The following is a 24,573-nucleotide window of genomic DNA, read 5'->3' as shown; positions in this document are numbered from 1 at the left end:
CAGCGGGCCGTCCCAGGACGGCAGTGTCTGTGCTGGTCAGCGCCCCTTCCAGCATTCCAGCTTTCCAGAATGATCGTCTCTTGTGGCGGGCGGGACAGATCGCGGACCAAGCTGAGGTCGTCCCAGCAGACCGCTGGACGACCTGCTTGCGCACTCTGGAGATGTCGATGCGTTCGTACCTTGCCACCCGCCCCGCCCGCCTGACCCTGGCCGCAGTCGCGGCCGTGGCCCTCACCGTCACCACCGCTGCCACCGCCACCGCGGGCAGCGGAAGCGGCAAGGACACCACGCGGATCTGCGGAACCAACGACCTGACGTTCAAGGTCAGTTCGAAGACGCAGGCGGGCGGCTACCTCCTCGTCACCACCAAGGCCAAGTCCGGCGTCACCTGCCACCTGGAGGGCATCCTGCCCACCGCGTTCTTCGGCTCCAGCCGCAGCAGCCATGTGTCACCCGTGGAGCACAGCGTCAGCGAGGGCGTCACCCTCTCCGGCTCCACCGCCGCCTACGCCGGCATCAACCCCAAGAGCACCAACGACGAGAACGGCATCCAGTTCGGCCAGCTCCACCTCTCCGTCGCCGGCGACGAGGACAACGCCGTCACTCTCAAGCTCCCCCACACCGTCACGGTCGACTGGCCCGTCGCCACCAACTGGCACGCCGACCCCGCCGACGCCGTCCCGTACAGCTGATCCCCGCGCCGGGTCCCGCCACAGTGCGGCGGCCCGGCGCCCGTGGACGCCGATGACGAAGTCGTACGGGGATGCCATCGCCCATCGCACTTGGTGGTGTTGGTTAGGGTCGGCCATCCGGGCGTCGCGGAGCATCGGCGGCCGAGCCCCGTCCGGCAAGAGTCCATCCACCAAAAGGAGTTGCCGTGAAGTCCTCCCAGGCCGGCCCCTTCACCAAGTTGCTGCTGACGGCCGGTGCCCTGTCGTTGGCCGTCGCCTCCATCACCGGATGCGGTGTGTTCCGCCAGAGCTGGGACGTAAAGCTGGAGGTGACGGGAGACGGCGAGACTGACGTCGGCTACGCCTTTCCCGGTGACAACGACGGTCAGACGGACGCCGACCGGAAACTGCCCTGGAACAAGACGCGGAACGTGGGATTCGGCTTCAGCGAGGTGGCCGTCACCGACGCCGGCCCCGACACAGCTTGCCGCATCTTCGTCGACGGAGAACTCAAGGACGAGCAGCGGCAGCCGGATGCCGACGGCCTGGTGTCCTGCTCCGTGAACCTTCAGGACTGATCCGGCGACGACCCTCACGGCGTACCGCCCGCTGTCCTGACAGCCCCTGGCCAACGGCCGCGCCCGATCCTTGTGACTGTCCTGGGGCCGACAATCCGAGCCGGAACGTGGGACGCGCTCGCCAAACGCGCGTCAGGGCGCCGCCCTGTCGCGGAGCGTGTCGCCGGGAAGTGTGCCGGCCGATCGCTGCTGGACAGGGTGGCGCCCTGAGTGGGGCGGGCTTGGGGGGAGGGCAGTTCGGCTTTCCGGTCTTCGTGGTCCGCCCGGGGAGTCGGAGAAGCCGAAAGGTCGCCGTGATCAGGCGCCGAGCTGCTGCTGGACGGCCTGGGCGTCGATGAGGTAGTTCATCTCGTAGAAGCGCCCGTCGCGCACCTTGTGGAAGGCGTACTCGGCGTATTCGACCGTGGCGCCGGTGGGCTTGACGCCGAACCATTCCTTCGCGGGCGTGCCCTTGTTGAAGAGGCGGGCGGCGACGCGGTCGCCGTCGACGGCAAGGTCCTTGACCCGCCAGGTGAAGTCCGGCACCGCCGCGCCGTGGCCCTCCAGCTCAGCGATGACATCATCCCGAGTGACCGGCTGACCGTTCTTGATGAGCTCGTCGTGGACGAACTCGGTCATGCGGTGAAACTCGTGGGTGTTCAGCGCCTCGATGTAACGCCCGAAGAACTCGCGCAGATCCTGGTCCGACATGATGACCTCTCCTTTGGCCCGCTGTTACGGCGACGGCGATGGCGACCCGTGACGACCTCCTGCGATCCCGCCGGAGCGCCCGCCTCTTTCTGGAACTCACAGTACACAACTTCTGTTCCGATCGGAACAGAAGTCGGCCGGCAGCACTGCGGCGGCGGCCGATGTCACGCCGGGACCGGTCCAGCCACTGGGCCGCCACCTGCGTCTTTATGAGCGTCACGCCTCGGGCGACGCCCGTCAGTACCGATCGGTACTGATGAGGAGTACCCTGCCTGTATGGGTGATTCACACAGTGCCGTCATGGGTCGGCCCAGGGAGTTCGATATCGACAAAGCCCTCGACCGCGCCCTGCGGGTGTTCTGGGAACAGGGGTACGAGGGGGCGAGTCTGACCGACTTGACCGACGCCATGGGCATCACCAAGCCAAGCCTGTACGCGGCGTTCGGCAACAAGGAGCAGCTGTTCAGCAAAGCGCTGCAACGCTATACGGAGGGCCCGGCCTCTTACGGAGCCCGCGCCCTGGAGGAACCGACCGCGCGAGGCGTGGTCGAGGCGCTTCTCCGCGGAGCGGTACGGACCACCACCCTCCCCGACAGTCCACCCGGCTGCTTGGGCGTGCAGGGGGCGCTGGCGTCGAGCGACCGGAACCAACCCGCCCACGACGTGCTCGTCAGCTGGCGCAACGACTCAGCCCAACGCCTGGAAGAGCGCTTTCAGCGGGCCGTCCAGGAGGGAGACCTCCCCGACGACGCCGACCCGAAACGACTTGCCCGCTACATCACGACGGTGACGTTCGGCATCGCCGTCCAGGCGGCCGGCGGGATGGGGCGCGACGAACTCCAGGACATCGCCGACATGACACTTGACCGCTGGCTGTCCTAGCTGCTGCTTGGTCACCAACAGCCGCCCGCTTCAGCGCGCCGCATGACGTGACGCGGTGTTAGCAGATTGGGTGTTGGCCTCTGGCTGCGCGCCACGGGGTGGCGATTGCAAAGGAGAACGCCGTGAAGACCGTCGTCATGACCGGCGCCACCAGTGGGATTGGCGCACACGCCGCGCGGATCATCACGAGCGAGCCCGGCACTCAGATGGTCATCGGAGCCCGCGGGAGTGGACGGACCGTACCCACCGGCAGTGACGCCCTGCCACTCGATCTTATGTCTCTCGACAGCGTCCGCGTCTTCGCGCGCACAGTGGCGCAGCGTCTCGGTGACGGCAAGATCGACGTGCTGGTGCTCAACGCAGGATTACGAGGTGGTACCCCCGACCACCGGACTTCTCGGCCTGTCACCCGTCGCTCTGGCCGTCGCGCGGGCGACCCTGTTCCCCTTGCTGCGCCTGAGCAGCCGGTTCAGGCCCGCCCTCTACCCCGGAACGGTCGAGCGCACGGGCCAGGTACTTGCTGAGGCAGCTCTCGGCTCGATCACGCCACCGGCCGGACGTGTCTATCTGTCAGTCGTCAGAGGCGAAGTGACTTTCCCCGACCCTTCGCAGCTCGCCCGCGACGACAGTGCTCGAAACCTCTTGTGGCACGAAAGCGCAGCGATGGTGGGCCTGTCCGCGTGACCAGCCGCGGACCGCACGCGAGGTGGTCGACACCTCTGCGAGAACTGTTCGCCGCGAGACGTCCGCCCGGCAGCAAGCTCGTGTCTTCGATTCCGACTCGAATGCCATGCACCGTGTTGGGAATTACTGGCTTCGAGCTATCGCCATTGAAAGCCGCCTGAAGTGCGCGATATGCCGTTCCTGACGCCTTTGGTTCACGCACTGGTAAACATCCCCCTACCGAGCGGAAGACTTTAGTTTCCGTGAATTCAGCACCTGATACAGTCGGTTGGATGGGTAGGCCACGATCCTTCGACGAAAACTCGGTGCTCGACGCGGCGGCGGCGGAGTTCCGGGTGCATGGTTTCACCGAAACCTCGACGGACCGGCTGTGCGAGGCGGCAGGGGTCCGGCGCAGCAGTCTGTACAACGCCTTCACCTCGAAGGATGAGCTGTTCGTGCGTGCGCTGGACCGGTATACGGGTCTGGCGCTCGAGCGCTACGCGCGTGCGCTGGACGATGATCGGCTCAACGGCGCCGAGCGGCTGACCCTCCTGGTCGAGGGCCTCGTCGAGGAAGAGCGCGTGGCGCTTGAGCACGGGCACGCGGCGGGTTGCATGGTCGTGCAGACCATGATGAGCCCGGATCTACGTGAGCGGGACGAGCGCGTGCCCCGCATTCTCGACCAGGATCTGCGTGAGCATCTGGATCTCATCGAGGGCGTGATCCGAACCGGGCGCCTCGACGGCAGCATCCGAGCTGATGTCGAGCCGCGCGACGGGGCTCTGCTGGTGATAACGCTGATCTTCGGACTACGCGTAACCGCACAGGCCGGGTTCACGCCCGAGGTTCTGCGCCAGGTCGCGCTCAATGGCCTGGCCTCACTTCTGACGTGAGCGTCGCAGACGCGGTCTGTACGAACCGGGGCCGTCCGTCGTCGAAAGTTCTTCGCGCGCACGGCCCCGAACTCATGTGGTGCGCATGGTCCGTCCCGGTCGGCTTCTGTCTCTACAGATTGCTGAAATCAGGGCCCGTGGTCCGGGTCCGCTTGATCTCGTAGAAGCCGGGAACGGACGCGACGGCAAGGACGCCGTCCCACAGCCTGACGGCATCCTCACCTTGAGGCGCGGGGGTGACGACCGGGCCGAAGAAGGCGACGTCGACGTCCGTGCCGGGAACCGCGATGACCGGAGTGCCGACCTCTTGGCCGACCTTGTCGATGCCCTCTTGGTGGGAGGCGCGGAGTTGACGCTCGTACGGGGTGGAATCCCAGTGCTCAAGAAGGGAATCGGGCAGACCTACCTCCTTCAAGGCGGCTCCGACCGTTGCCTTTCCCAGTTCCTCCCCCTGATTGTGGACGCGCCTGCCGATTGCCGTGTAAAGGTCGCCGATCACCTCGGCGCCGTGCTCCTCGTGGGCCGCGATGACGACCCGGACCGGCCCCCACCCCTTGGTCTCCAGCAGTTCGCGGATGTCCTCGGGCAGTTCGTCGAGTTTGTCCTCGTTGAGGATCGCGAGGCTCATGAGATGCCATCGGATCTCGATGTCCCGCGCCTTCTGCACCTCCAGCACCCAGCGGGAAGCCATCCAGGCCCAGGGGCACATGGGGTCGAACCAGAAGTCGACGGGTGTGGCGGGTGTGACGGGTGCCCTGTCGGACATTTCTCTCCTCGAACGGAAGGTGGTGTGTGTGGGTCCGGGTATGTCAGGCGTCGCGGCCCGCAACCCCCTTGCTCCTAGTGGCCGCCTGTCGACGCGAACGCCGATCGCGCCACTTACATTCCGGTCGGTAAAAAACCCGGACTGACGTTTCACTTCTGGCGGCGTGGATCCACCGCGTCCGCGCCGTGCTCGGCGACTTCGTCCCAGAAGGCCACGGCCAACTCCTCGAACCGGAGACCGAACTCCAGGGCGGCGGCCTGCGGGGGTTCGAGCCTCTCGCCCGCCTCGGCGGCGTCCGGAGCGGAGACGCCCGCCTCGGCGGCGTCCGGAGCGGAAACGTCCGGAGCGGAAACGTCCGGGGCGGAGGCAGACGCAAGGATCGTCCGGTACTCGGAGAGTTTACGGCGGTGCGCTTCCCGTTGCTCCAGGGCGAGTTGTCGCACCTGGGTCGCACTGGACGACTCGTTCCGCTGGAAGAACAGCCGCAGCAGGCCCTCGTCGCGGATGTCCGTGGCGCTGTCGGCGGGACCGGTGAGCCACGTGGCGAGCACATCTCTCCCGGCCTGGGTCAGGGAGAGTGACCGCCGCCGGCGGCCGGCGGCCTCCCGCTCTTCGACGACCAGCCCTCTGCGTACGAGCCGGGCGGCCTCCGCGTAGATCTGGGACCTCGGAAAGGCCCAGAAATGTCCGATGCCCTGCTGGATCTCGCGATCCAGGGCGTAGGGGGTGGCCGGGCCGGACTGCTCAAGGAGTCCGAGCACGACATAGGCACTGGCGGAGAGCGTTGGCATGGAATCTCCCGATCTGGACGGTCCGAACCTCGGCGTTGCACCGCCGATTCCGCAGGCGCACCATGGGTGACAGTACAGGCTGCACGTTCAATATTAACGATGGGAGCCACTGATGACCACGGCAACTCGCAACCCATATCTGGAGGGCAACTTCGCCCCCCTCTCCGACGAGGTCAGCGTCAACGACCTGCCGGTGACCGGAACGCTGCCTCCCGAACTGAACGGCCGTTATCTGCGAATCGGCCCCAATCCCACCGGGCCGGTCGAGACCGGCAGCGGCCATCACTGGATGGTCGGCCAGGGCATGGTGCACGGCGTCCGCCTGCGCGACGGGCGTGCCGAGTGGTACCGCAACCGGTTCGTGCGGGGCGATGTGCCCCAGGACTCCCCCAACACCAACATCCTCGCCCACGGCGGCCGGCTCCTCGCCCTGATCGAGGGCGGCGAGACACCGGTTTCCATCGCCCCCGACCTGAACAGGATGTCGACCTGGACCAGTGACGGAGCGCTGCGTACCGGATTCACCGCCCACCCGAAGATCGATCCCGTCAGCGGTGAGATGCATTCCATCAGCTACCTGATCGATCCCGGGGCGGAACACCTGCGCTACGTGGTCCTGGACGCCACCGGCAAGGCGACGCACACCGCCGAACTGCCCGTGTCCGGGGTGCCGATGGTCCACGACATGGCGATGACCGCCACCAGAGTCGTGGTGCTCGACCTCCCGGTGACCCTGTCCACGGACGCCGTGGGCCGCCTGGCGGCCGGCACGCCCGACACCGGCGACGGTCTCCCGATGCGCTGGAACGAGGAGCACCCGTCGCGGGTGGGAGTGCTGCCGCGTGGCGGTACGGCGGATCAGATCCAGTGGTTCGACGCACCGCGCAGCTACGTGTTCCACGTACTCAACGCGTACGACACCCCGGACGGCTCGATCGTCATGGACGTCGTCCGCTACGACACGGTCTTCCGCGACTTCGTCCGGGGGCCCGCCGACGGGCTGCCCGCTCTGGCCCGGTGGACCATCTCCCCGCACCGGGGCACCGTCTCCGAGCAGATCATGTCCGACCGCAGCATCGAATGGCCCCGGATCAACCACGCGCGGGCCGGGCGCGTACACCGCTACGGCTGGTTCGGCGCGACCGGCCCCGAAAGCCTGCGCCTGTCCGACGACGTCGACCGTGACCTCGGCGGCAGCTTCGAACCCGGACCACTGGTCAAGTTCGACATCACGACCGGCGAGGTCTCGACACACGAATTCGGCACCGGACGCGTCACCCAGGAGCCCGCTTTCGTGGCACGACCGGGCGCCGAGGACGAGGACGACGGCTGGATTCTGACGGTGGTCCACGACGGCAACACCGACAGCAGCGAACTGGTCGTGCTCGACGCCGCCGACGTCACCGCCGCCCCTCTCGCCCGCGTACATCTGCCGCGGCGCGTCCCCTTCGGCTTCCACGGCAACTGGATCTCCGACGACGAGATCAGCGAGTAGTCACCGTTCAGTCCGACCCTCACAGAGAAGGAAACGCACATGTCACTCGCCTCAGCAGCACCCCTTGAGGGACGTATCGCTCTGGTGACAGGCGCGGGGCGCCCGCGCGGGATCGGGCGCGGTATAGCACTGGCTCTCGCCGACGCCGGCGCGGATGTCGTCGTCACCGACGTCGGCGCGGGCCGCCCCGACCTCCGTGTCGGGAACGTGGGACTTGGTGACAGCCCCCAGGAGTTGGAGGAGTCCGCCGCACTCATCCGTGAGCGCGGTCGGCGGTCGATGGCGCTCGCCCTCGACGTGACGGACTTCGACGCCGCCACAAGAGTCCTCGAACGTGTCCGTGACGAACTCGGAACCGTGGATGTGCTGGTAAACAACGCGGGCACGGGTGCGGGCACCGGACCATTTCTCGAACTCTCCGACCAGGATCTCGCCCTCTCCTGGCAGGTCAACGTTCTCGGCCAGGTGCATCTGGCTCGCGCCGCCCTGCCGGGGATGATCGAACTCGGCCGTGGGTCGATCGTGAACGTCGCCTCGACCATGGGTCTCGCGGGGGCGGGCGGGTACGGCGGCTATGTGCTGGCCAAGCACGCGATCGTCGGCATGACCCGCCTGCTGGCGCACGAGTTCGGTCCACAGGGTATTCGCACCAACGCTGTCGCTCCCGGCTTCATCTCCACCGACATGGGTACGGCGGAACTCGGCCTCACAGCCTCCCGGCTCGGCGTCGACGAGCAGAGCGCACTGGGCACGATGCTCTCCGAGATTCCGCTCGGAAGGGCCGGCCGCCCCGACGACGTCGGTTCTGCCGTGGCCTGGCTGGCGGGCGAGGGGGCGGGCTTCGTCAATGGAGCTGTCCTGCCCGTGTCCGGAGGGCAGCCCGCAGGGCTGAACTGATCAGGGCGGGTGGACGGGCGCCCGGTCGCCCGTCCACCCGTACCCGACCGGCTCGGGCGCACGACACCCACCCGATCGGACGACCCTCGCCGGCGACAGCCCGAGCCGGCGAGGGCGTGGCCGGCCTGGAGCGACGTAACTACCGCTACGACAGCGCCCGCCGCGGAGCGACTATTTGCCCCAGCCGCCGCCGACGCCCCTGACCACCAGGAACGAGTCACGAAGGGCGGTGCGCAGCCCGGGGACAAGGGTGTCGAAGTGTGCGGCGAACTCCTTGAGAGTGCGCTTGTGCTCCTTCATCTCTTTCCCGGTGAAGACGCTGACCGTCTCGCACTCGACGGGAAGTACGGCCATGGCCACCTCGTCAGCCGGGACGGCTGCCGGGTCGGCGCCTTGGAGCACGGCCTTGCGTGCGGTCTCCCGCAGGGCGAGGACCTGACGCGGATCGTTGACGGTCACCTGGTGGGCAGCGGTCGGCGACAGCAGACTCCGCTTGCCGCTCGGGGTGATGACCCCGGCTGCGGCGAGCTGGTCGCGCACGGGCTCCTCCGCCGTGGTGGACTTGTTGTGCACGTACTGAAGCCAGCTCTTCGGCTTCTCCGCGGGTATGTCACGCCACACCTCGGCGAGGAACTGATCGGCCGGTTCCTTGACGGGACGCCGAAAGACTTTCTTTCCCTGGGTGGCCAGCATTCCGTCAAATGTCAGCTCAGTCAGCGCCGCGGCGCGCACCAGCTGACCTCGCCCCTGGAGATTGACGGCCTCGAACTTCTCCTTCTCCACGGTGTAACAGAGCAGATACATGCGCTGCGGAAGCGTCAGATTCATTGCGCCCTCATGGTCGATTCGATGGCGGCGGTCACGCGGAGTCGGTGTCGATGCTCTCTCCGCTCGCACCCGATGGCGGGCCGTACCAAGGCGCCGTACAAGCTTTTGGCAAACAATTCGAAAGCTCGGAACAACGGTATGTCGTACGGTGGCCAAGGCACTCACCCCGGATGTCACTATGGGACTTTACATCACTCAGTGACAGTGCCGACGGCGTCGATTCCGTGCAGTACGGCAGGAACGAGAGGTTCACCCGAATCGAGAATGCGGCGTATGCGCGCAAGATATCGAGATCTACCCAGAGTGGAATCTTGGGGATGAAACGGACGACAACTTGTCGTGATAGAAAGACGGACCACGACCGGTTCGGCCGACCCTTGAACCGTCTCGGCCCGTCGACCGTCTTAAGGGCGAACGGTAACTAGCACGCCTATCCGAGTTGCAATTCGTGAAATCAATACGATTCAGTAGTGAAGAGAAGATACGCCATCTGGTGCAGTGGGCTGCCGCGTGGCATGGCGATTCGAGAGGCGAAAGCGCGTGGTCATACTCTCTTAAACTGGGGGGCTCACACGCCCTGCTCAACGGATGGATGAGAAATGCCGAACTGATGTCCTTCCTGACCTGGGAGGAAAGAGATCTGGTTGATGAGGCCCGCAGAAAATCCAGCCACCACCGCAGAAGACTTCACCGTGTGCCCGAAAGGGAAAGCTGACGGTGCTCACCGGTCGCGTCGATGCCGGCGACCGGCGCCGCAGGCCCTGTCCGACACCGAATCTGCCCGATGGGTCAGACGGCGAGGCGGGCGACCGCGTCCGCCACGGGGGTGTCGCCGGAGGTCAGCTCGACGATGACACGGCTGAGAGCGGGCTCGTGCAGGGCGGCGTCGATGAACGCCGCGACATCCTCGCGGTGCACGTCGCCGTACTCGACGGCGGGCCCGGCGGCGACCCGACCGCCGCCAGGTCCGTCCAGCAGGCCGCCGGGGCGGACGATCAGCCAGTCCAGCCCGGTGCGGGTGAGATGGACGTCGGCGCTCTTCTTGACCTTGATGTAGTGCTCGAAGCCTTCGGACACTCCGTCGCCGCGCAGGGCGTCGGGGAACACGGAGACGAGCACGAAGCGCGAGACTCCGGTGGCCTCGGCCGCGGCTGCCGCCTTCTCCAGGCCTCTGCCGTCGATGAGCGTGGTCTTGTCCATGCCGGTTCCGTGCGCACCCGCTGAGAACACCACCGCGTCGTGTCCGGCGAGCTTGCCCGCGAGCTGCTCCACGGAGTCGGTGATCAGGTCGCCGGTCACCGGCGTCGCGCCGGTCGCGCGAATCGAGTCGGCCTGGGCCGGGCCGCGGTGCATGCCGGTCACCTCGTCGCCGCGCTCCACCAACAGGCCGGCGAGCCGCCTGCCAACACCTCCGGCGGCACCGATCTGGAACACCTTCACAGGAATCGACTCCTTACTACTGGCCGGACGACCGGCCACTCCAGTTGCCTCAATGGTGACATCACGGCATGGAGGAGCCGCGGCTCCCACCACGGGCGGTCGGCTCGGACCGGGTCGCCTCGTCCCGCCGGTGAACTCGGGTGCGGGGAAGGACAGTTGAGGGCGGCCGGACGCGAGTCGACCCGCGAGCCGGCCCACGAGGGACCCGCGTGGATCAGCGCCCCGAAGCCTTCGAACGACTTCTTTACCGATCGGAATAGAAGTCATGTAGTCTTCGTTCGTGAGTAGGGCGGAGGGCGCCACGGCAGTCGTGGAAGGCCGTCGCAGGCAATCGACATCCGAGTGGATGCCCCGGTCTTCGGGGCGGGAGAGGGGTCGTCATGTCCGAGACCGAGGTACGTGAGGTACGTGAGGTCTTCGAGCGCTACATCGAGGCGCTCAACGCCCACGACTTCGACCGTATGACGGAGTTCGTCCATGACGAGCTCGTCGAGAACGGCCGGCCGGTCACACGGGAGGACATCATCGCGGAACTGAAGGGCCACGGCGACGCGGTCCCGGACTTCACCTGGCGGGTCAAGGACATCGCCATCGACGGCGACCGCGTCGCCGCCCGCCTCTTCAACAAGGGCACACCCGCAAAGGAATGGTTCGGCGTCCAGCCCACCGGCACCACCGTCGAGTACGCCGAATACTCCTTCCACCGCGTCCGCGACGGGCGCTTCTACGAGATGAACTACCTCATCGACGCCCAGGCCGTCCAGCAGCAGCTCGGCGCCTGACATCCGCAACAGTTCCTCGCCGGGAGCGAGCACCGGACGGCCTTTTGAGCCCGCCTGTTCTTGTACGGGTCAAGGAGATGATGACGATGTCACAACCGCTCGACCACGCCCGCGATGTGTCGTCCGCGTCCGAGCAGTACGCGGTGGCGGCCGAGGCCGCGCAACGATGGGTGGAGGGCGCCGCCTCCGGCGACTGGACCGCGTTCAAGCGCATGCTCGCCGAGGACGTACGGTTCAGCGTCCCCGCACCCGGTCTGGCGCCGACCGGCGTGGGCCTGGCCGAGGCGGAAGGGTTCTTCTCGTTCCTGGCTGAGAACGTGCGTACCACGCTGGTCGTCAAGAACGTGCTGGCCGACGGCGGCACCGTGGGCTTCGAGATACGCGCCGAGGGCCTCCTCCAGGGGCGAAGAATGGCCAACCACCTCTTTCTCGTACTGGTCGTGCAGGGCGGCGTGGTCACCAGCTTCCGTGAATACGTCGCCTGGCCGCCCGGTGGTCTCGACGACACCGCGGCCGGGCGGGACCTGCTCGACTGATCTGTCATCAGAACGTCCCCGAAGTGCCGTACGGGCAGGGCCCGTACGGCCGTTGAAAGCCTGCGCGGCCATGCCACGGGACGGTCGGGTGACCCCCTGCGCGACAAGCAGTCGGCAGGCATCCTCGCTGTGATCTCAGGGATGGAATCATGAACAGCACACCCATGTCCGCCGACCTGTCGGCAGATCGGCAACCGGCTTCCTGGGCGGGCGTCGTCGCCCTGAGCCTCGGAGTCTTCGCTTTCGTCATGGCGGAATTCCTGCCCGCCAGCCTGCTCCCGCGCATGGCCGACGACCTCGGCGTGTCAGAAGGCGCGGCCGGGCAGTCCGTGACCGTGACCGCGATCGCCGCCGGGATCACCGGGTTGCTCCTTCCGGTCGTACTCCCGCGTGTCGAGCGGCGCCGGGTGATGATCAGCCTCACGGCACTGGCCGTCGTCTCCAACCTGCTCGTCGCCATCGCCCCCAACCTTCCCGTGCTCCTGGCCTCCCGTCTTCTGCTGGGCGCCGCGCTCGGCGGGTTCTGGGCGCTAGCCATCGCGATGGCCGCGCGGATGGTGCCCAGCGATCACCTCGGTCGCGCGGTCACTGTCATCAACGCCGGCGTCGCGCTCGCGACCATCGCGGCCGTCCCGCTCGGCAGTTGGCTGGGCGAGATCTGGGGCTGGCGGCAGGTCTTCCTGCTCGGTGCCGGAGCCGCGCTGATCGCCGTGTTCGTCCAGGCGGCGACTCTGCCGCGCGTCGCGCCCGGTCCGGCGAGCGGGCTTCGCGCCCTCGGATCGACACTGCGCTCCGGCATCCTGCTGGTGGGTCTTCTCGCGATTCTCCTGATAGCCAGTGGCCAGTTCACCGGGTACACCTACATCCGGCCGGCGGCGGAGGGCCTGTCCGGCATCGACTCAGGCGGGCTCGCCGTGCTGCTGCTCGTGTACGGAATCGCGAACGTGTTCGGTACCGCCCTCAGCGGCATCCTGGCCGATCGCGCCCTGCGGCTCGCCGCCCTGGTGTTCCCGGCGGTGCTCGGGATCGGCATGCTCGTGATGGTCATCACCGGTGGCTCGGCCGTCGGGCTGTTCATCGGCGCCGCACTGTGGGGATTCGGATTCGGCGGCGTGCCGACCACGGCACAGACCTGGGGCGCGAGGACCGAGCCCACGCGACTGGAGCAGGTGGGCGGACTCATCGTGACGGTCTTCCAGATCGCGATCGCCGTCGGCGCCGTCGGCGGCGGGCTGCTCGTCGACAGCGTCTCGCCCGGCGCGCCCCTCATCCTCGGCGGCGTCACCGCGATCGCCGGCGGGCTGCTCCTGGCGAGCCGGCGCCGACCGTCCGGAAAGTCTGCCCCCGCTCTTGGGTCCGCCCGGCACTCCGAGAACGAGCGGCGGGCGGATGCCCGGCCCGGCCCCGAAGTACCCCAAAGGCTGGGGTGAAGGCGCCCCGTGACAGGACGCCTGCGGCGCGCCCCCGAGGACGTAATTCCGCTCGTCAGATCGCTACCCGAGGTGGCGCTTGCGCGCGTGGGTTCGCGCCTTCATCCGGTTGCCGCAGGTCGCCATGGAACACCAGCGGGCGGTCCCGGGGCGGCTGTGATCGACGAGGAACAGATTGCATTCCTCATTCGCGCAGGCGCGCAGGCGTCCCGGCAGTTCCGTGGTGACGCGCGACCACGCGAGTACGACGCGGACGGCAAGCTCCTCGTCGGGCACCGCCTCCAGTTGCCACGACACGCCCGCCGACGAGACGGCCGGGCGGAGCCGCGCCCGGTCGAGCGCGAAGGCGAGGTTGCCGACGTCTGAGGCCGTCCCCCGGATGAGCGCGTGCAGCGTGTCACGCACCAGGCGCACACGATCGCACTCCTGCCTCGTGCCGCGGCCTCCCACCGCCCGCAGCCACTCCTTCGCCCCCTCCCCGCTCAGGACGTCCGTGGGATGCCCGTCGATCACCGGTGCGCTGTTGAGCACGCTGAGCAGCAAATCCTCGTCCTCGACCACGGCGATTCTCTCCTTGACATGTCAACCAGACCTGTGCAGTATCGACTCATCCTAACCTGTTAAATCAATTTAAGGGGTTACCGTGGTTGCCGTTCATCACCGGACCGTGGACGTCGACGGCCTGACCGTCTTCTACCGGGAGGCGGGTCCGTCGGACGCCCCCGTCCTCCTGCTGCTCCACGGCTATCCGACGAGTTCGCACATGTTCCGCCACCTGATCCCGGCGCTGGCCGGTCCGTACCGGGTGATCGCGCCCGATCACATCGGCTTCGGCCGCTCGTCGGCGCCCGACGCGCGGGACTTCACGTACACCTTCGACAACCTCGCCGAGGTGACCCGCGGTTTCCTGGCCGGCCTCGGCGTGGACCGCTACGCGATCTACGTACAGGACTACGGCGCGCCCATCGCCTGGCGACTCGCGCCGTCGTCCCCGGAGTCGGTCGTCGCGGTCGTGTCGCAGAACGGCAACGCCTACGAGGAAGGGTTCGTGCCGGACTTCTGGGCGCCGATCTGGGCGTACGGGGCGGACCGCAGCGCGGAGAACGAAGCGCTGCTACGGCCCGCTCTGGGCCGGGAAGCCGTCGAGTGGCAGTACACCCACGGAGTTCCCGACCCGAGCCTGATCGATCCCGACGCCTGGGAACACGATCTGGCGCTCCTCGCCCGGCCGGGCGTCGACCGCGCCCAACTCGCCCTGTTCGGCGACTATGCCGGCAACCGCGACCTGTACCCGGCGGTGCACGAGTGGCTGCGGACGAGCGGTGTCCCCGTCCTCGCGATCTGGGGCCGCAACGACGAGATCTTCGCGCCGGCCGGCGCGGAGGCGTTCCGGCGCGACGCCCCGGGCGCGGAGATCGTGCTGCTCGACGGCGGCCACTTCCTCCTGGAGAGCCACCTCGACGAAGTCGCCGCCGCCATCATCGGGTTCCGCCCGCGCGTACTCGGTGCGCCCGCCACCGGGTGACCGGACATCGGGTGACCGGACATCGGGCGACTGGAGATCGGGCCGTCAACTCCGGGGTGGGGCGCGGCGGTTCGGTGCCCGCCGGCGCCCCGTCCCCGGCGAGGATTCGCGGCGGATACCGCGGATCCTCGCCGGGCCGTCACACCTCGGCGGTCGGTTTCCGGCGGCCCCCGAGGTGCTCGGCGAAGTGCCGTTCGATCGCGCGGTAGAGCCGGATCCGGTTCTCGGGGTTGGCGAAGCCGTGGCCTTCGTCCTCGGCGACGAGGTAGTCGACCGGGATGCCGCGTGCGCGCAGGGAGTTGACGATGTTGTCGGACTCGGCCCGGATGACGCGGACGTCGTTGGCCCCCTGGGCAACGAGCAGCGGGGTCCGGATCCGGTCGACCATGGTGATGGGCGACCGGGCCAGCATGTCGGCCTCCTGCTCCGGCACCTCCGGGTCGCCGACGTAGTGGTACCAGTTGTTCACGTTGAACGGCCGGGTGAACGGCGGCAGCGTACGCAGGAAGTTGGCGAGATCGGAGATCCCGACGTAGTCGACGGCGGCGGCGAAGCGGTCGGGGGTGACAGTGACGCCGAGGAGTGCGGCGTAGCCGCCGTAGGAGCCGCCGTAGATGCCGAGGCGGTCGGCGTCCGCGTAGCCCTGGGCGATCGCCCAGTCGGTGGCGTCGATCAGGTCGTCGTGCATCTTCCGGGCGAACTCGCCGATCGCGGCGGTGACATGTCGTCTGCCGTGGCCGAGGGAGCCGCGGAAGTTGACCTGAAGCACCGCGTAGCCCCGGTTGGCGAGGAACTGCGCGTCGCTGCTGTACCCCCAGGCGTCGTGCGACCACGGTCCGCCGTGCACCATCAGCACCAGCGGGAGGTTACGTGGCTCCACCCCGAGCGGAAGGGTGAGGAAGCCGTGCAGGGGCAGCCCGTCACGGGCGGGGAAAGCGACGGGTCTCATGGGAGCCAGAGTGTCCGGGTCCCGGTTCGGGTAGGCGCGGAACAGCATCCGGCTCTCGCCGGTGGCGTGGTCGTAGAACCAGGTCACCCCGGGATCGCGGTCGTGGGTGAAACTGGCGATCCAGCGTTGCCCGGAGTCGTCGGAGGACAGGGTGCCCAGTACGCCGTCGGAGAGCTTCCGCAGCTGCGCGTAGACCTCGGCGAAACGCTGGTCCAGAACCTCGACGTGCGGGCGGTCGCCGACGAAGCGGGCCGCGAGGATCTCGCCGGTGCGCCTGCTGGTGTAGACGGGGGGTGGGAGTACACCGGGCAGCATGGTGCCGCTGATGTCGAAGTCGCTGCCCTCGACGGCGGCGACGACGGTCTCCTCCCCGGTTCCATGGTCGATGCGGACCAGTCGCAGGTTGTCGCCGTCCTGGAAGGATCCGACGAGCAGGCCCTTCCCGTCGGCGGTGACCTCCTGAGGGTGGACGCCCATGGGGTGTTCGGCGCCGCCGAGGCGGCGCAGCAGCCGCATGCGCCCGGTGGCGGCGTCGATCGCGGAGATCTCAAGAGCACCGTCCGGGGCGAGCCCGGTCCGGAAGGCGGGCTCGCCGCCGCGGTCGAACAGGACGGCGCCCGTCGGGTCGTCCTGTTCCCGGTGCGTGGTCGTCTCGCCGGTGGCGACGTCGATCCGGAACACGTCGAAGAACATGGGGCGCCGGTTCATCGTGACCAGCACGCTGCCGGGGACCGACGGCAGCGGCTCCGCGCCCAGCACCCGCGATCCCGGGTCCAGGGGCGTGAGGTCGACGGCGGGTTCGCCGGGGTTGTCGAGGTCGACGCGGTAGAGGTGCCAGTCCTCGTTGCCGTCGGTGTCCTGGAGGTAGAGCAGCCACCGGGGGTCGTCGGTCCAGTAGTAGGTGGTGATCCCGCGACGGGTGTCGTGAGTGACAGGCACGGCGTCGTCGTGACCCTGGTCGATGCCGCGGATCCAGATGTTGCGGCGCCCCCGGTGCGGGGCGAGGTAGGCGATCCGGGTGCCGTCCGAGGAGATCGACGGGTTCGCGAACCGCGGGTCGGCGAAGAACTCCTCGATGTCGATCAGTTCGGGCTTCGGCCCGTGCGGCGGGGCGGCGGTCATCCTGTACTCCAGGTCGGTTGCGGACGGCCGTTGTCGCGGCGAGTGTCACTGCGACGTCGCGTGACGTCTGATGTCGCGTGACGATGCGTGACGTCGCGTCAGGCTTGGCCGTCCGGTGAGTCGGGCTGCGAATCGCGCTGCACACCGCACCGCCGAGGCGTGGTCAGAACTGCTTGGTCCGACACCGGTCCGGCCCCGGTTCGACGTGGTGGAGACGGCTCGACGTGGTGGAGACGGGGGTGACAGCGACGGCGCCGGCCGAGGTGGGAGTTGCCTTGTGGCCACCGGCCTCCGTACCGATGACCACACGGCTCTCCCACCGGCCGGAGAACACGTTCGGGGTCCTGGGACTGTGCGCCCTGCTGCTGGTGGTGCGGAGCCTGTGGCTCCCCCGGGGGCGACCGCGGTTTCGTCCGCGGTCTGCCGAGGCGCGGCAACCGTATCGGTCAATTCACGGATGCCCCGCGCGACAATGAGTGGTGAAAGAGGATCAGGCGCTGCGGGCAGGCAGCAGACCGACGGCCCTCAGCCGCTTGTCCGAGGCCCGAGCCGCCCACGCGACCACCAACAGGCCCACGGCCAGCAGCGGATAGCCCATGGCTATCTTGGCGAAGCCCAGCGAGTCGACGTCGTCGGCCTCGTAGAGGTACTGCTGGACGACGAACCGCGCTCCGAAGATGAAGGCCAGCACCAGGGTCGCGATGTTGTAGTAGAGCCGCGAGCGCCTGTCCGCGCGCCAGATGGTCCCCTTGCCTGTGGCCCCGTTCCAGATCACGCCGGCCAAGGGCCACTTCACCAGAACGGACACCACGAAGACGATCGCGCCGACGAGGCTCGCCCAGATGCCGATGAGGAAGTAGTCCTTGGCGGAACCGGTGTACCAGGTGATGCCGGCGGCGATCGCCACGCCGAAGAGCCCGCCGAGCGCCGGCTGGAGGGATTCCTTGCGCACGAGCCGGTTCGCGGCGATGGCCACCGCGACGACGCCGGCGACGATGAGCGCTGTCTTCAGTCCGCCGACATTGTTGGCCACCACGAATGCCAATACGGGCAGCGCTGAATAGACAAGACCCTTGGTGCCGCCCGCCTGATCAAGGACGGTCGGCTTCCTGCCTTGATCTGTCGTCTGATTCATTTGCATAGCGGTCGCCGTCTCCTGGGGAGTGGTGTTCTGCATGGTGATCAATTCTCTCGGTGCACCTGGGAACGAGTTACGAATCCACGATGTCGCTGGATGTCATTATGGCAGTTAGTGACACATCAGATCAACCACCACCGCATGATCCACGCCACATCACCCCGCGCCTGCCCGGTCACGGGTCCGCCAACCAGGGTCCACGGTCTGAAATATGACGCCGCGTCAGCCAGAAGCGCGGGGGCGACCGGCGGTCGGCGACGGGGCACCGCCGCGCACCGAGCGCTTGCCTTCGATGTCACTTAATGACACTGTCATTAAGTGACATCCGCGGAGTCATCGGCCGACGCGGCCACCATGCACGGCTCCAGGCGATCTTGTCGCCCCGTCACGCCCAGGCCCAGGCCCAGACCCACCGCAGGAAGGACCACATGGCACTCCCGAAGACCATCACTGTCGAGGAATTCTTCGCCCCACCCGTCCGTGCGAGTGCCTCCCTCTCACCGGACGGCACCAGGATCGCCTACCTGGCGCCCTGGAAGAACCGCATGAACCTGTGGATCGAGAGCGTCGACGAACCCGGGGACGCGCGGCGGGTCACGGCCGAGGACCGCGGCCTGCTCAGCTACCACTGGACGGACGATCCGCGGTGGATGCTCTACACCCGCGACGAGGGCGGCGACGAGAACCGGCACCTGTACCGCGTCGACCTCGACGACCCCGACGCCTCGGCGGTCGACCTCACCCCCTTCGCCGGCGCGCGCATCGCGGATCTGACGCTGCCCGCCGCGCGCCCGGGAAAGGCGGTCTTCTCCGGGAACACCCGGACGTACGGCGAGTTCGACCTCTTCGAACTGGACATCGCCACCGGTGACATACGCACCCTGGCGACGAGCCCTGGCGGCGCCACGACCGGCCTTCTCGACGGCGGCGACGGGGACCCCTTCGTCACCGAGATGACCGAGGAGGGGGATCTTCGGCTCTCGCGCTGGAACGAGGCGACGAAGACCCTGAGCCCGATCGCCCTGTTCGACGGCGTCGATTATCCGGTTGGCGTGTATCCGATGGAGGCCACCGCCGACGGCACGGGCGTGCTGGTCGGTTCGTACCGGCGCACCGACCGGCTCCGCCTCGTACGGCTGGACCCGGCCACGGGCGAGGAGACGGAGGTCGACTCCCATCCGGTCCACGATCTGGACACCCGGGCCGCCGCCTTCCCGCGTCTGCCCTCGCCGCTCATCCGCGACCGGCGCACCGGTGAACTCATCGGGGTCCGGTATCTCGGGGAACGACAGGTGATCCACGCACTGGACCCGCATTTCACCGAGGTGCTGAAGAACCTGGAGAAGCTGTCCGACGGCGACCTGGGGGACATCTCGTCGGACGAGAGCGGGCGGCGGTGGGTCGTCACCTTCGTCCACGACCGCGATCCCGGGATCACCTATCTCTACGACCACGCCACGGGCGAGAGCCGGGTGCTCTTCCGGCCCAGGGAGCACCTCGATCCCGGCCAACTGGCGCCGATGACACCGGTGACGATCGCTTCCCGGGACGGTCTCGCGCTCCCCGCCTATCTCACTCTGCCGGTCGGGATCGAGCCGCGTCGGCTGCCGCTGGTCCTGCTCGTCCACGGCGGTCCCTGGACGCGGGACAGCTGGGGTTTCAATCCCGTCGTCCAGCTCTTCGCCAACCGGGGATACGCGGTGCTACAGGTGAACTTCCGCGGCTCCACCGGGTACGGCAAGGCGTTCACACAGGCCGGTATCGGCGAACTGGCCGGCAGGATGCACGACGACCTCATCGACGCCGTGAACTGGGCTGCCGGGCACGGCTACGCGGACCGGGACCGGGTGGCGATCATGGGCGCCTCGTACGGCGGATACGCGGCACTGGTCGGCGTCACCTTCACTCCCGACGTCTTCGCCGCCGCGGTCGACATCGTCGGCATTTCCGACCTCGAGAACTTCATGCGCAACCAGCCCGCCTTCGTCCGCCCCGCCCTCGCCTCCAACTGGTACCGCTACGTCGGCGATCCCACGGACCCACGGCAGGCGGCCGACATGCGGGCCCGTTCACCCATCAGCCGGGTGGACCAGGTCCGCACACCCCTGCTCATCGGCCAGGGTGCCAACGACGCCCGAGTGGTACAGGGCGAGTCCGACAACATGGTCGACGCCCTGCGGGAACGCGGGGTCCCGGTCGAGTACATGCTCATGGCCGACGAAGGCCACGCCGTCGAGAACCCGGAGAATCTGATCGCCCTGTCCGGTGCGGTGGAGCGCTTCTTCCACCGGCACATCGGAGACGGCCGGAACGAGACGTGATCCCCGGCCGGCCGAGAGAGCGGTGACCAAGCCGCGAACAGTGCGAGGGCCGGTCAACCCCCGTCGGACGCAAGGCCGGTCAGGACGATCACGCTATTCTGTACTATGAAGTCCATAATCTGTTAGCGTCCCCATCCGAGCGGATCCCCGCCCTTTCCGACCTCCGCACCGTGGCCCCGTCGCGCCGGACCGACAACGCTGTCGACCAGCTCGGGGACGCCCCGCGGGGGCACGAAGTGTTCGCGGGGAGCCGAGGCGGGCGGACCTTGCAGCTGTCCACGCGCGGGCGCCCCCCGCCACCCGGACGAGGCCATCGCTCACCACCCCCCGTCGAGACCGCTCCATCGCGGCCGGCCCCACCAAGAGGCACGTATCAATGGGACACCTGCTGGAACGCGACGACGCCCTCGGGCTGCTGGCGACGGAGATGAAGAGGGCAAGCACCGGGTGCGGCCGTCTCGTTCTGCTGCGCGGGGCCACGGGCACCGGCCGCTCCGCACTCCTGGAGGCCGCCGCCGAGCAGGCCGAAAGCTACGGACTCCGGGTCCTGAGTGCGCGCTGCTCCCCCGAGGACGCCTCGTCGCCGCTGTCCACCGCGTTCCAACTCATGGAATCGGGGCCGGAGTTCCAAGGGGAGGAGCACGCCGGGAAGGACCGCGAGAACGGCACACAACTGTGGTGGAAGCTGCGGTCGACCGCCGCCGCGTCCCCCCTGCTGCTGGCCGTGGACGACGTACATCTCGCGGACGCCGCCTCACGCCACTGGCTCGTCGAGAGCGCCCGTCGCATCGACCAGCTGCCCGTCCTGATCGTGGTGACCGAGCGCAGCCAGTACGACATCACCCCCGCCGCCTCCGGACTGACCCAGGCACTGCCGCCGTCCGTCGCGCTCGTGCATACGCTCGCCCCCCTCACCCGGCCGGCCGCCGCCGAGCTGGTCCGGGCGATCGTCCCCGCGGCAGCGGACAGTTGGACGGCGGACTGCGTGCGGGCCGGTGCGGGCAGTCCGCTCCTGCTGCACGCGCTCCTGGAGGATGTGGGAAACAGCCCTGCCTCGCCCCTTCCCGAGACATCGGCGGCGCTCTATCCGGGGGCGTACCCGGCGGCCGTCGGCTGGTGGCTGAACAGCGCCGGAGCGACCACCGCCCACGTGGCACGCGCGCTCGCGGTCGCGGACCGCGACGGACTGTGGGACGCGGGCCCGGAGTTGGTGCCACTGCTCACCGAGGCGTCCGGCGCCGACCCGGCGCGCACGCTCGGCTGGCTCACGGCGATGACGCGCCTGGGCGTTCTGAGTGAGGACACGGACGGTTCGCTGCGCTACGCCCATCCTCTGCTGCGCGACGCCGTACTCGGCGACTGGCCGGCGGAGCTGCGGGAAGCGGCCGGCCGCTCCTTCGCCTACGTGATGCTGCGCCGAGGTGACCGCATCGAGACGGTCGCCGACCAGTTGCTGAACAGCGGGCCGGTCCGGCAGCCCTGGGCCTTGCGGGCGCTGGAGGAAGCGGCGGGGGCCGCTGCCCGCGCGGACCGGCCGCTGAAGGCTGTCCGGTATCTTCACCGGGCCCTGGCGGAGCCGAACTCCGACGCGGGGCGCCATCGCCTCCTGAACAGACTGGGCTCTCTGGAGTACGCCTACGGCAGTGCCTCGGCGGGGATACAGCGACTCCACGAAGCACTGCTCACGGCGGCCGGGCCCCATGACCGGGCGAGGACCGCCATCGCGCTGGGCACCGCGCTGACCGGACGAGGCGAAGTACCGGAGGCCGTCGGCCTGTTGGGGGAAGCGGAGCGGGAACTCACCGGGCATCCGGTGGCGGCCCAGGGCGTCCGGGCCGCCGCCGTCCTGCTCGCCGACCGGGATCAGAACGTGCGCGCGGCGGAGTACCGGAGGCTCCTGGAAGGCTCCGCGGGTGCGCCGGAAGCAGTCGGGGTCGCAGGGCGAGCGCTACAGGTCCGGCACGCGGCCATGGCCTGCGAACTCTCCGCGGCCGAAGCGGCGGCGCGACTGCGGGCCATGCTGAGTGAGCCCGCGGACGAACTTCTGGAGCCCTTCCTCCTGGCCACCGCCGCCACGGTCACCCTGTGGGCCGACAGTCCCCAGGAGGCGGAGAATCTGGCCGAACGCGGCCTGAGACAGATGCCCTTGACCTCTCTGCACCCCGCCGCGCACATGCTGCGCGACGTGCGGGCCGAGGTCGCCGCGCTGCGCGGAGACTACGAACCACTGCTCACGGACCACAAGGAGACGGCCGCCACCACCCGGCGGCCGGGTCCGACCGGCGCCGACTCCTACGCACTGCACGCGCTCACCGAGAGGGGCGAGTTCGAGGACGCGTGGCGCCTGGTTCGGAGCGTCGACCTGCACGAAGCGACCGACTCCTGGGCACTGAGTCGCTTTCTCCACGCCTCTGGGTGCCTGCGCGCCGCCGAAGGCGATATGACGGGTGCCTTGCACGACTTCCTCGACTCCGGACGCCGGCTCACGGCGTACGGGGTGGTCAACCCCGTGGTGGTCCCGTGGCGTTCGGCCGCGTCCGCCTGCCGGCTCGCCATGGGCGACCGGGCGGCGGCACGGGTCCTGGCACAGGAGGAACTACGGCTGGCCCGGATGTGGAACACCCCTCGGACGGTGGGGCGGGCGCTGCACGCCGTCGCCGCCGCGACCGGAGGGCGGGAAGGGCTCGCGCTGGGGGCGGAGTCGGTACACGTGCTGCGGCGGTCCACCGACGTCGCGGAACTGGTCGCGGCGCTGCTCAGCCACGGCCGGCAGTTGGCTTCCGCGGGACAGCGGGTCCAGGCGCGGGACTTCTACCATGAGGCGGCCCGGTACGCGGAACGGGTGGGCTCCGTACGGCTGCGCATGGCCGCCGAGAGAGACCTGCGCACGGTGGGCGCCCGTCGCCCCTCGGCCTCCGTCACCGGCTCCGGGTCCCTCACGGGAAGCGAGCGCCGAATCGCCGAACTCGCCGCCGAGGGCCGCACGAACACCGAGATATCCAGCTTCCTGCACGTCGCCCGGCGCACGGTCGAGTCTCACCTCACCAGCACCTACCGCAAGCTCGGCATCTCCGGCAGAGGAAAGCTGAGGGCCGCCCTCGGGGCGGGCGAGGAGACCGGGTGACGCGGCGTGTCCGCCTTCCCCCGCGTCCCTGTCACCCGCCGCTTCTCCGCGCGACGAGGCCACCACGGCCTCCTCACCACCTGGCACGTCAGGGCGCTCCCGGCGTACGGCGAGCGGAGTCGCTGTCCACGGCAGCCGACAGACATCCGAAATAGCGCACGACAGATGGAGATGAACATGGGCAACTACGCTGTGACGGGTTCGGCATCGGGAATGGGGGCCGCGGTGTCCGAACGGCTCCGCGCGGCCGGGCACACCGTCATAGGGGTGGACCTGCGGGACGCGGAGATCGTCGCCGATCTCAGCACTCCCGACGGACGCTCCGCAGCCGTCACCGAGGTGCTGGACCGGTCCGGGGGCCGGCTCGACGGAGCGGTCCTCGCCGCCGGGACCGGTCCCCACCCCGGGCCGGACCGGCCGCGGCTGATCGCGCAGGTCAACCATCTGGGCACCGTGGAAGTGCTGGAGGGCCTGCGGCCTGCCCTGGCGGCCAGTGGCGACTCCAGGGCCGTGGTGTTCGGCAGCAACTCGCCCACCGTCACACCGGGCCTCCCCCGGTATCTGGTCCGGGCCATGCTCGCCGGCAAGATCGACCGCGCGGCGCGGATGGTACGGCCCCTGGGGCCGGTCGCTCCGAACTTCGCCTACGCTGCGTCGAAGTTGGCGGTGACCACGTGGGCCCGCCGTGCGGCCGTGACCCCGGAGTGGGCCGGCGCCGGGATCCGGCTCAACGTCCTCGCCCCCGGCCCGGTACAGACCCCCCATCTCGAGAAGGATCTCGCACACCCCGCGGCGGCCAGGGCGTTTCGCGCGTTCCCCATTCCGACCGGTGGTGTGGGAGACCCGGAACACCTCGCCGAGTGGGCCATGATGATGCTCTCCCCCGCCGCGGCGTTCCTCTGCGGCAGTGTCATCGTCGTGGACGGCGGTTCGGAGGCCTGGTTCCGGGGCGACGAGTGGCCCCGGCCCATCCCCCTTCGCAAGGTGCCCCGTTCCCTGATCCGCTTCCGGGCGTTCTCCCGGTCCGCCTGAACACCGCGCGTCGCCCG

The 24,573-nt window shown here is 68.8% G+C and carries 22 protein-coding genes; 14 read left to right on the top strand and 8 right to left on the bottom strand.

Going from position 1 to position 24,573, the window contains the following annotated elements; all coding sequences use genetic code 11:
* Positions 1-167: 167 nt before the first annotated feature.
* Both ACFYNU_RS34995 and ACFYNU_RS34990 read left to right on the top strand, forming a co-directional pair.
* A complete protein-coding gene (locus ACFYNU_RS34995; RefSeq protein ID WP_356596658.1) occupies positions 168-692 on the top strand; it encodes a DUF4232 domain-containing protein in 525 nt (174 codons plus the stop codon).
* 185 nt (positions 693-877) lie between these two features.
* Complete coding sequence (locus ACFYNU_RS34990) at positions 878-1,249, top strand: MmpS family transport accessory protein (protein WP_356596656.1); 372 nt, start codon at positions 878-880, stop codon at positions 1,247-1,249.
* A gap of 297 nt (positions 1,250-1,546) precedes the next feature.
* Here the strand turns inward: ACFYNU_RS34990 and ACFYNU_RS34985 are convergent, their stop codons facing one another.
* Complete coding sequence (locus ACFYNU_RS34985) at positions 1,547-1,939, bottom strand: ester cyclase (RefSeq protein WP_356596654.1); 393 nt, start codon at positions 1,937-1,939, stop codon at positions 1,547-1,549.
* A gap of 276 nt (positions 1,940-2,215) precedes the next feature.
* Here ACFYNU_RS34985 and ACFYNU_RS34980 point away from each other — a divergent pair, with 276 nt between their 5' ends.
* The 3 genes from ACFYNU_RS34980 (at position 2,216) to ACFYNU_RS34970 (ending at position 4,380) form a co-directional block, all read left to right on the top strand.
* Positions 2,216-2,821, top strand: coding sequence for a TetR/AcrR family transcriptional regulator (locus ACFYNU_RS34980; RefSeq protein ID WP_356596652.1), 606 nt, complete (start codon positions 2,216-2,218; stop codon positions 2,819-2,821).
* A gap of 137 nt (positions 2,822-2,958) precedes the next feature.
* Positions 2,959-3,345, top strand: a complete 387-nt coding sequence (locus ACFYNU_RS34975) for an SDR family NAD(P)-dependent oxidoreductase (RefSeq protein ID WP_356596684.1) — start codon at positions 2,959-2,961, stop codon at positions 3,343-3,345.
* A gap of 432 nt (positions 3,346-3,777) precedes the next feature.
* The gene (locus ACFYNU_RS34970; RefSeq protein WP_356596650.1) at positions 3,778-4,380 is read left to right on the top strand and encodes a TetR/AcrR family transcriptional regulator; all 603 of its coding nucleotides are present in this window, start codon (positions 3,778-3,780) and stop codon (positions 4,378-4,380) included.
* Between the two features lie 112 nt (positions 4,381-4,492).
* On the opposite strand, the gene ACFYNU_RS34965 is transcribed toward ACFYNU_RS34970, so the two are convergent.
* Together ACFYNU_RS34965 and ACFYNU_RS34960 are read right to left on the bottom strand one after the other, a co-directional pair.
* A complete protein-coding gene (locus ACFYNU_RS34965) occupies positions 4,493-5,146 on the bottom strand; it encodes a DsbA family protein (RefSeq protein ID WP_356596648.1) in 654 nt (217 codons plus the stop codon).
* Between the two features lie 149 nt (positions 5,147-5,295).
* On the bottom strand, positions 5,296-5,937 hold the full coding sequence (locus ACFYNU_RS34960) for a PadR family transcriptional regulator (protein WP_356596646.1): 642 nt from the start codon (positions 5,935-5,937) through the stop codon (positions 5,296-5,298).
* A 112-nt stretch (positions 5,938-6,049) separates the two neighbouring features.
* On the opposite strand from ACFYNU_RS34960, the gene ACFYNU_RS34955 reads away from it, so the two are divergent.
* The gene (locus ACFYNU_RS34955; protein ID WP_356596644.1) at positions 6,050-7,432 is read left to right on the top strand and encodes a carotenoid oxygenase family protein; all 1,383 of its coding nucleotides are present in this window, start codon (positions 6,050-6,052) and stop codon (positions 7,430-7,432) included.
* A 39-nt stretch (positions 7,433-7,471) separates the two neighbouring features.
* Entirely contained in the window at positions 7,472-8,329 is an 858-nt protein-coding gene (locus ACFYNU_RS34950; RefSeq protein WP_356596642.1) for an SDR family NAD(P)-dependent oxidoreductase, read from the top strand.
* Positions 8,330-8,500: 171 nt separating this feature from the next.
* Here the strand turns inward: ACFYNU_RS34950 and ACFYNU_RS34945 are convergent, their stop codons facing one another.
* Both ACFYNU_RS34945 and ACFYNU_RS34940 read right to left on the bottom strand, forming a co-directional pair.
* Positions 8,501-9,157, bottom strand: a complete 657-nt coding sequence (locus ACFYNU_RS34945) for a GPP34 family phosphoprotein (RefSeq protein ID WP_356596640.1) — start codon at positions 9,155-9,157, stop codon at positions 8,501-8,503.
* Positions 9,158-9,946: 789 nt separating this feature from the next.
* Entirely contained in the window at positions 9,947-10,597 is a 651-nt protein-coding gene (locus tag ACFYNU_RS34940; RefSeq protein ID WP_356596638.1) for an NAD(P)H-binding protein, read from the bottom strand.
* 380 nt (positions 10,598-10,977) lie between these two features.
* Here ACFYNU_RS34940 and ACFYNU_RS34935 point away from each other — a divergent pair, with 380 nt between their 5' ends.
* From ACFYNU_RS34935 to ACFYNU_RS34925, 3 genes are all read left to right on the top strand, one after another.
* Positions 10,978-11,379, top strand: coding sequence for an ester cyclase (locus tag ACFYNU_RS34935; RefSeq protein WP_356596636.1), 402 nt, complete (start codon positions 10,978-10,980; stop codon positions 11,377-11,379).
* 86 nt (positions 11,380-11,465) lie between these two features.
* Complete coding sequence (locus ACFYNU_RS34930; RefSeq protein WP_356596634.1) at positions 11,466-11,915, top strand: nuclear transport factor 2 family protein; 450 nt, start codon at positions 11,466-11,468, stop codon at positions 11,913-11,915.
* A 149-nt stretch (positions 11,916-12,064) separates the two neighbouring features.
* Positions 12,065-13,345 (top strand): MFS transporter, encoded by a 1,281-nt coding sequence (locus ACFYNU_RS34925; RefSeq protein ID WP_356596632.1) that lies wholly within the window; start codon positions 12,065-12,067, stop codon positions 13,343-13,345.
* Positions 13,346-13,408: 63 nt separating this feature from the next.
* On the opposite strand, the gene ACFYNU_RS34920 is transcribed toward ACFYNU_RS34925, so the two are convergent.
* On the bottom strand, positions 13,409-13,906 hold the full coding sequence (locus ACFYNU_RS34920; protein WP_356596630.1) for a CGNR zinc finger domain-containing protein: 498 nt from the start codon (positions 13,904-13,906) through the stop codon (positions 13,409-13,411).
* 82 nt (positions 13,907-13,988) lie between these two features.
* Between ACFYNU_RS34920 and ACFYNU_RS34915 the strand changes: the two genes are divergently transcribed.
* Positions 13,989-14,870 carry an alpha/beta fold hydrolase gene (locus tag ACFYNU_RS34915; protein WP_356596628.1) on the top strand — a complete coding sequence of 294 codons (882 nt, stop codon included), beginning with the start codon at positions 13,989-13,991 and terminating at the stop codon, positions 14,868-14,870.
* Positions 14,871-15,009: 139 nt separating this feature from the next.
* Here the strand turns inward: ACFYNU_RS34915 and ACFYNU_RS34910 are convergent, their stop codons facing one another.
* Positions 15,010-16,941, bottom strand: a complete 1,932-nt coding sequence (locus tag ACFYNU_RS34910; protein ID WP_356596626.1) for an alpha/beta fold hydrolase — start codon at positions 16,939-16,941, stop codon at positions 15,010-15,012.
* A 490-nt stretch (positions 16,942-17,431) separates the two neighbouring features.
* On the bottom strand, positions 17,432-18,118 hold the full coding sequence (locus tag ACFYNU_RS34905) for a DUF3159 domain-containing protein (RefSeq protein ID WP_356596624.1): 687 nt from the start codon (positions 18,116-18,118) through the stop codon (positions 17,432-17,434).
* Between the two features lie 389 nt (positions 18,119-18,507).
* Here ACFYNU_RS34905 and ACFYNU_RS34900 point away from each other — a divergent pair, with 389 nt between their 5' ends.
* From ACFYNU_RS34900 to ACFYNU_RS34890, 3 genes are all read left to right on the top strand, one after another.
* Positions 18,508-20,400: a S9 family peptidase gene (locus tag ACFYNU_RS34900; RefSeq protein ID WP_356596622.1), complete on the top strand. Its 1,893-nt coding sequence runs from the start codon at positions 18,508-18,510 to the stop codon at positions 20,398-20,400.
* Between the two features lie 376 nt (positions 20,401-20,776).
* Positions 20,777-23,524 (top strand): AAA family ATPase, encoded by a 2,748-nt coding sequence (locus tag ACFYNU_RS34895; RefSeq protein ID WP_356596620.1) that lies wholly within the window; start codon positions 20,777-20,779, stop codon positions 23,522-23,524.
* Between the two features lie 177 nt (positions 23,525-23,701).
* The gene (locus ACFYNU_RS34890; protein ID WP_356596618.1) at positions 23,702-24,556 is read left to right on the top strand and encodes an SDR family oxidoreductase; all 855 of its coding nucleotides are present in this window, start codon (positions 23,702-23,704) and stop codon (positions 24,554-24,556) included.
* Positions 24,557-24,573 lie beyond the last annotated feature (17 nt).

The sequence above is a fragment of the Streptomyces sp. NPDC006643 genome (assembly GCF_042870175.1).
In the GTDB taxonomy this organism is placed as follows: Bacteria; Actinomycetota; Actinomycetes; order Streptomycetales; family Streptomycetaceae; genus Streptomyces.
This window is presented reverse-complemented; position numbering and strand designations above follow the sequence as displayed.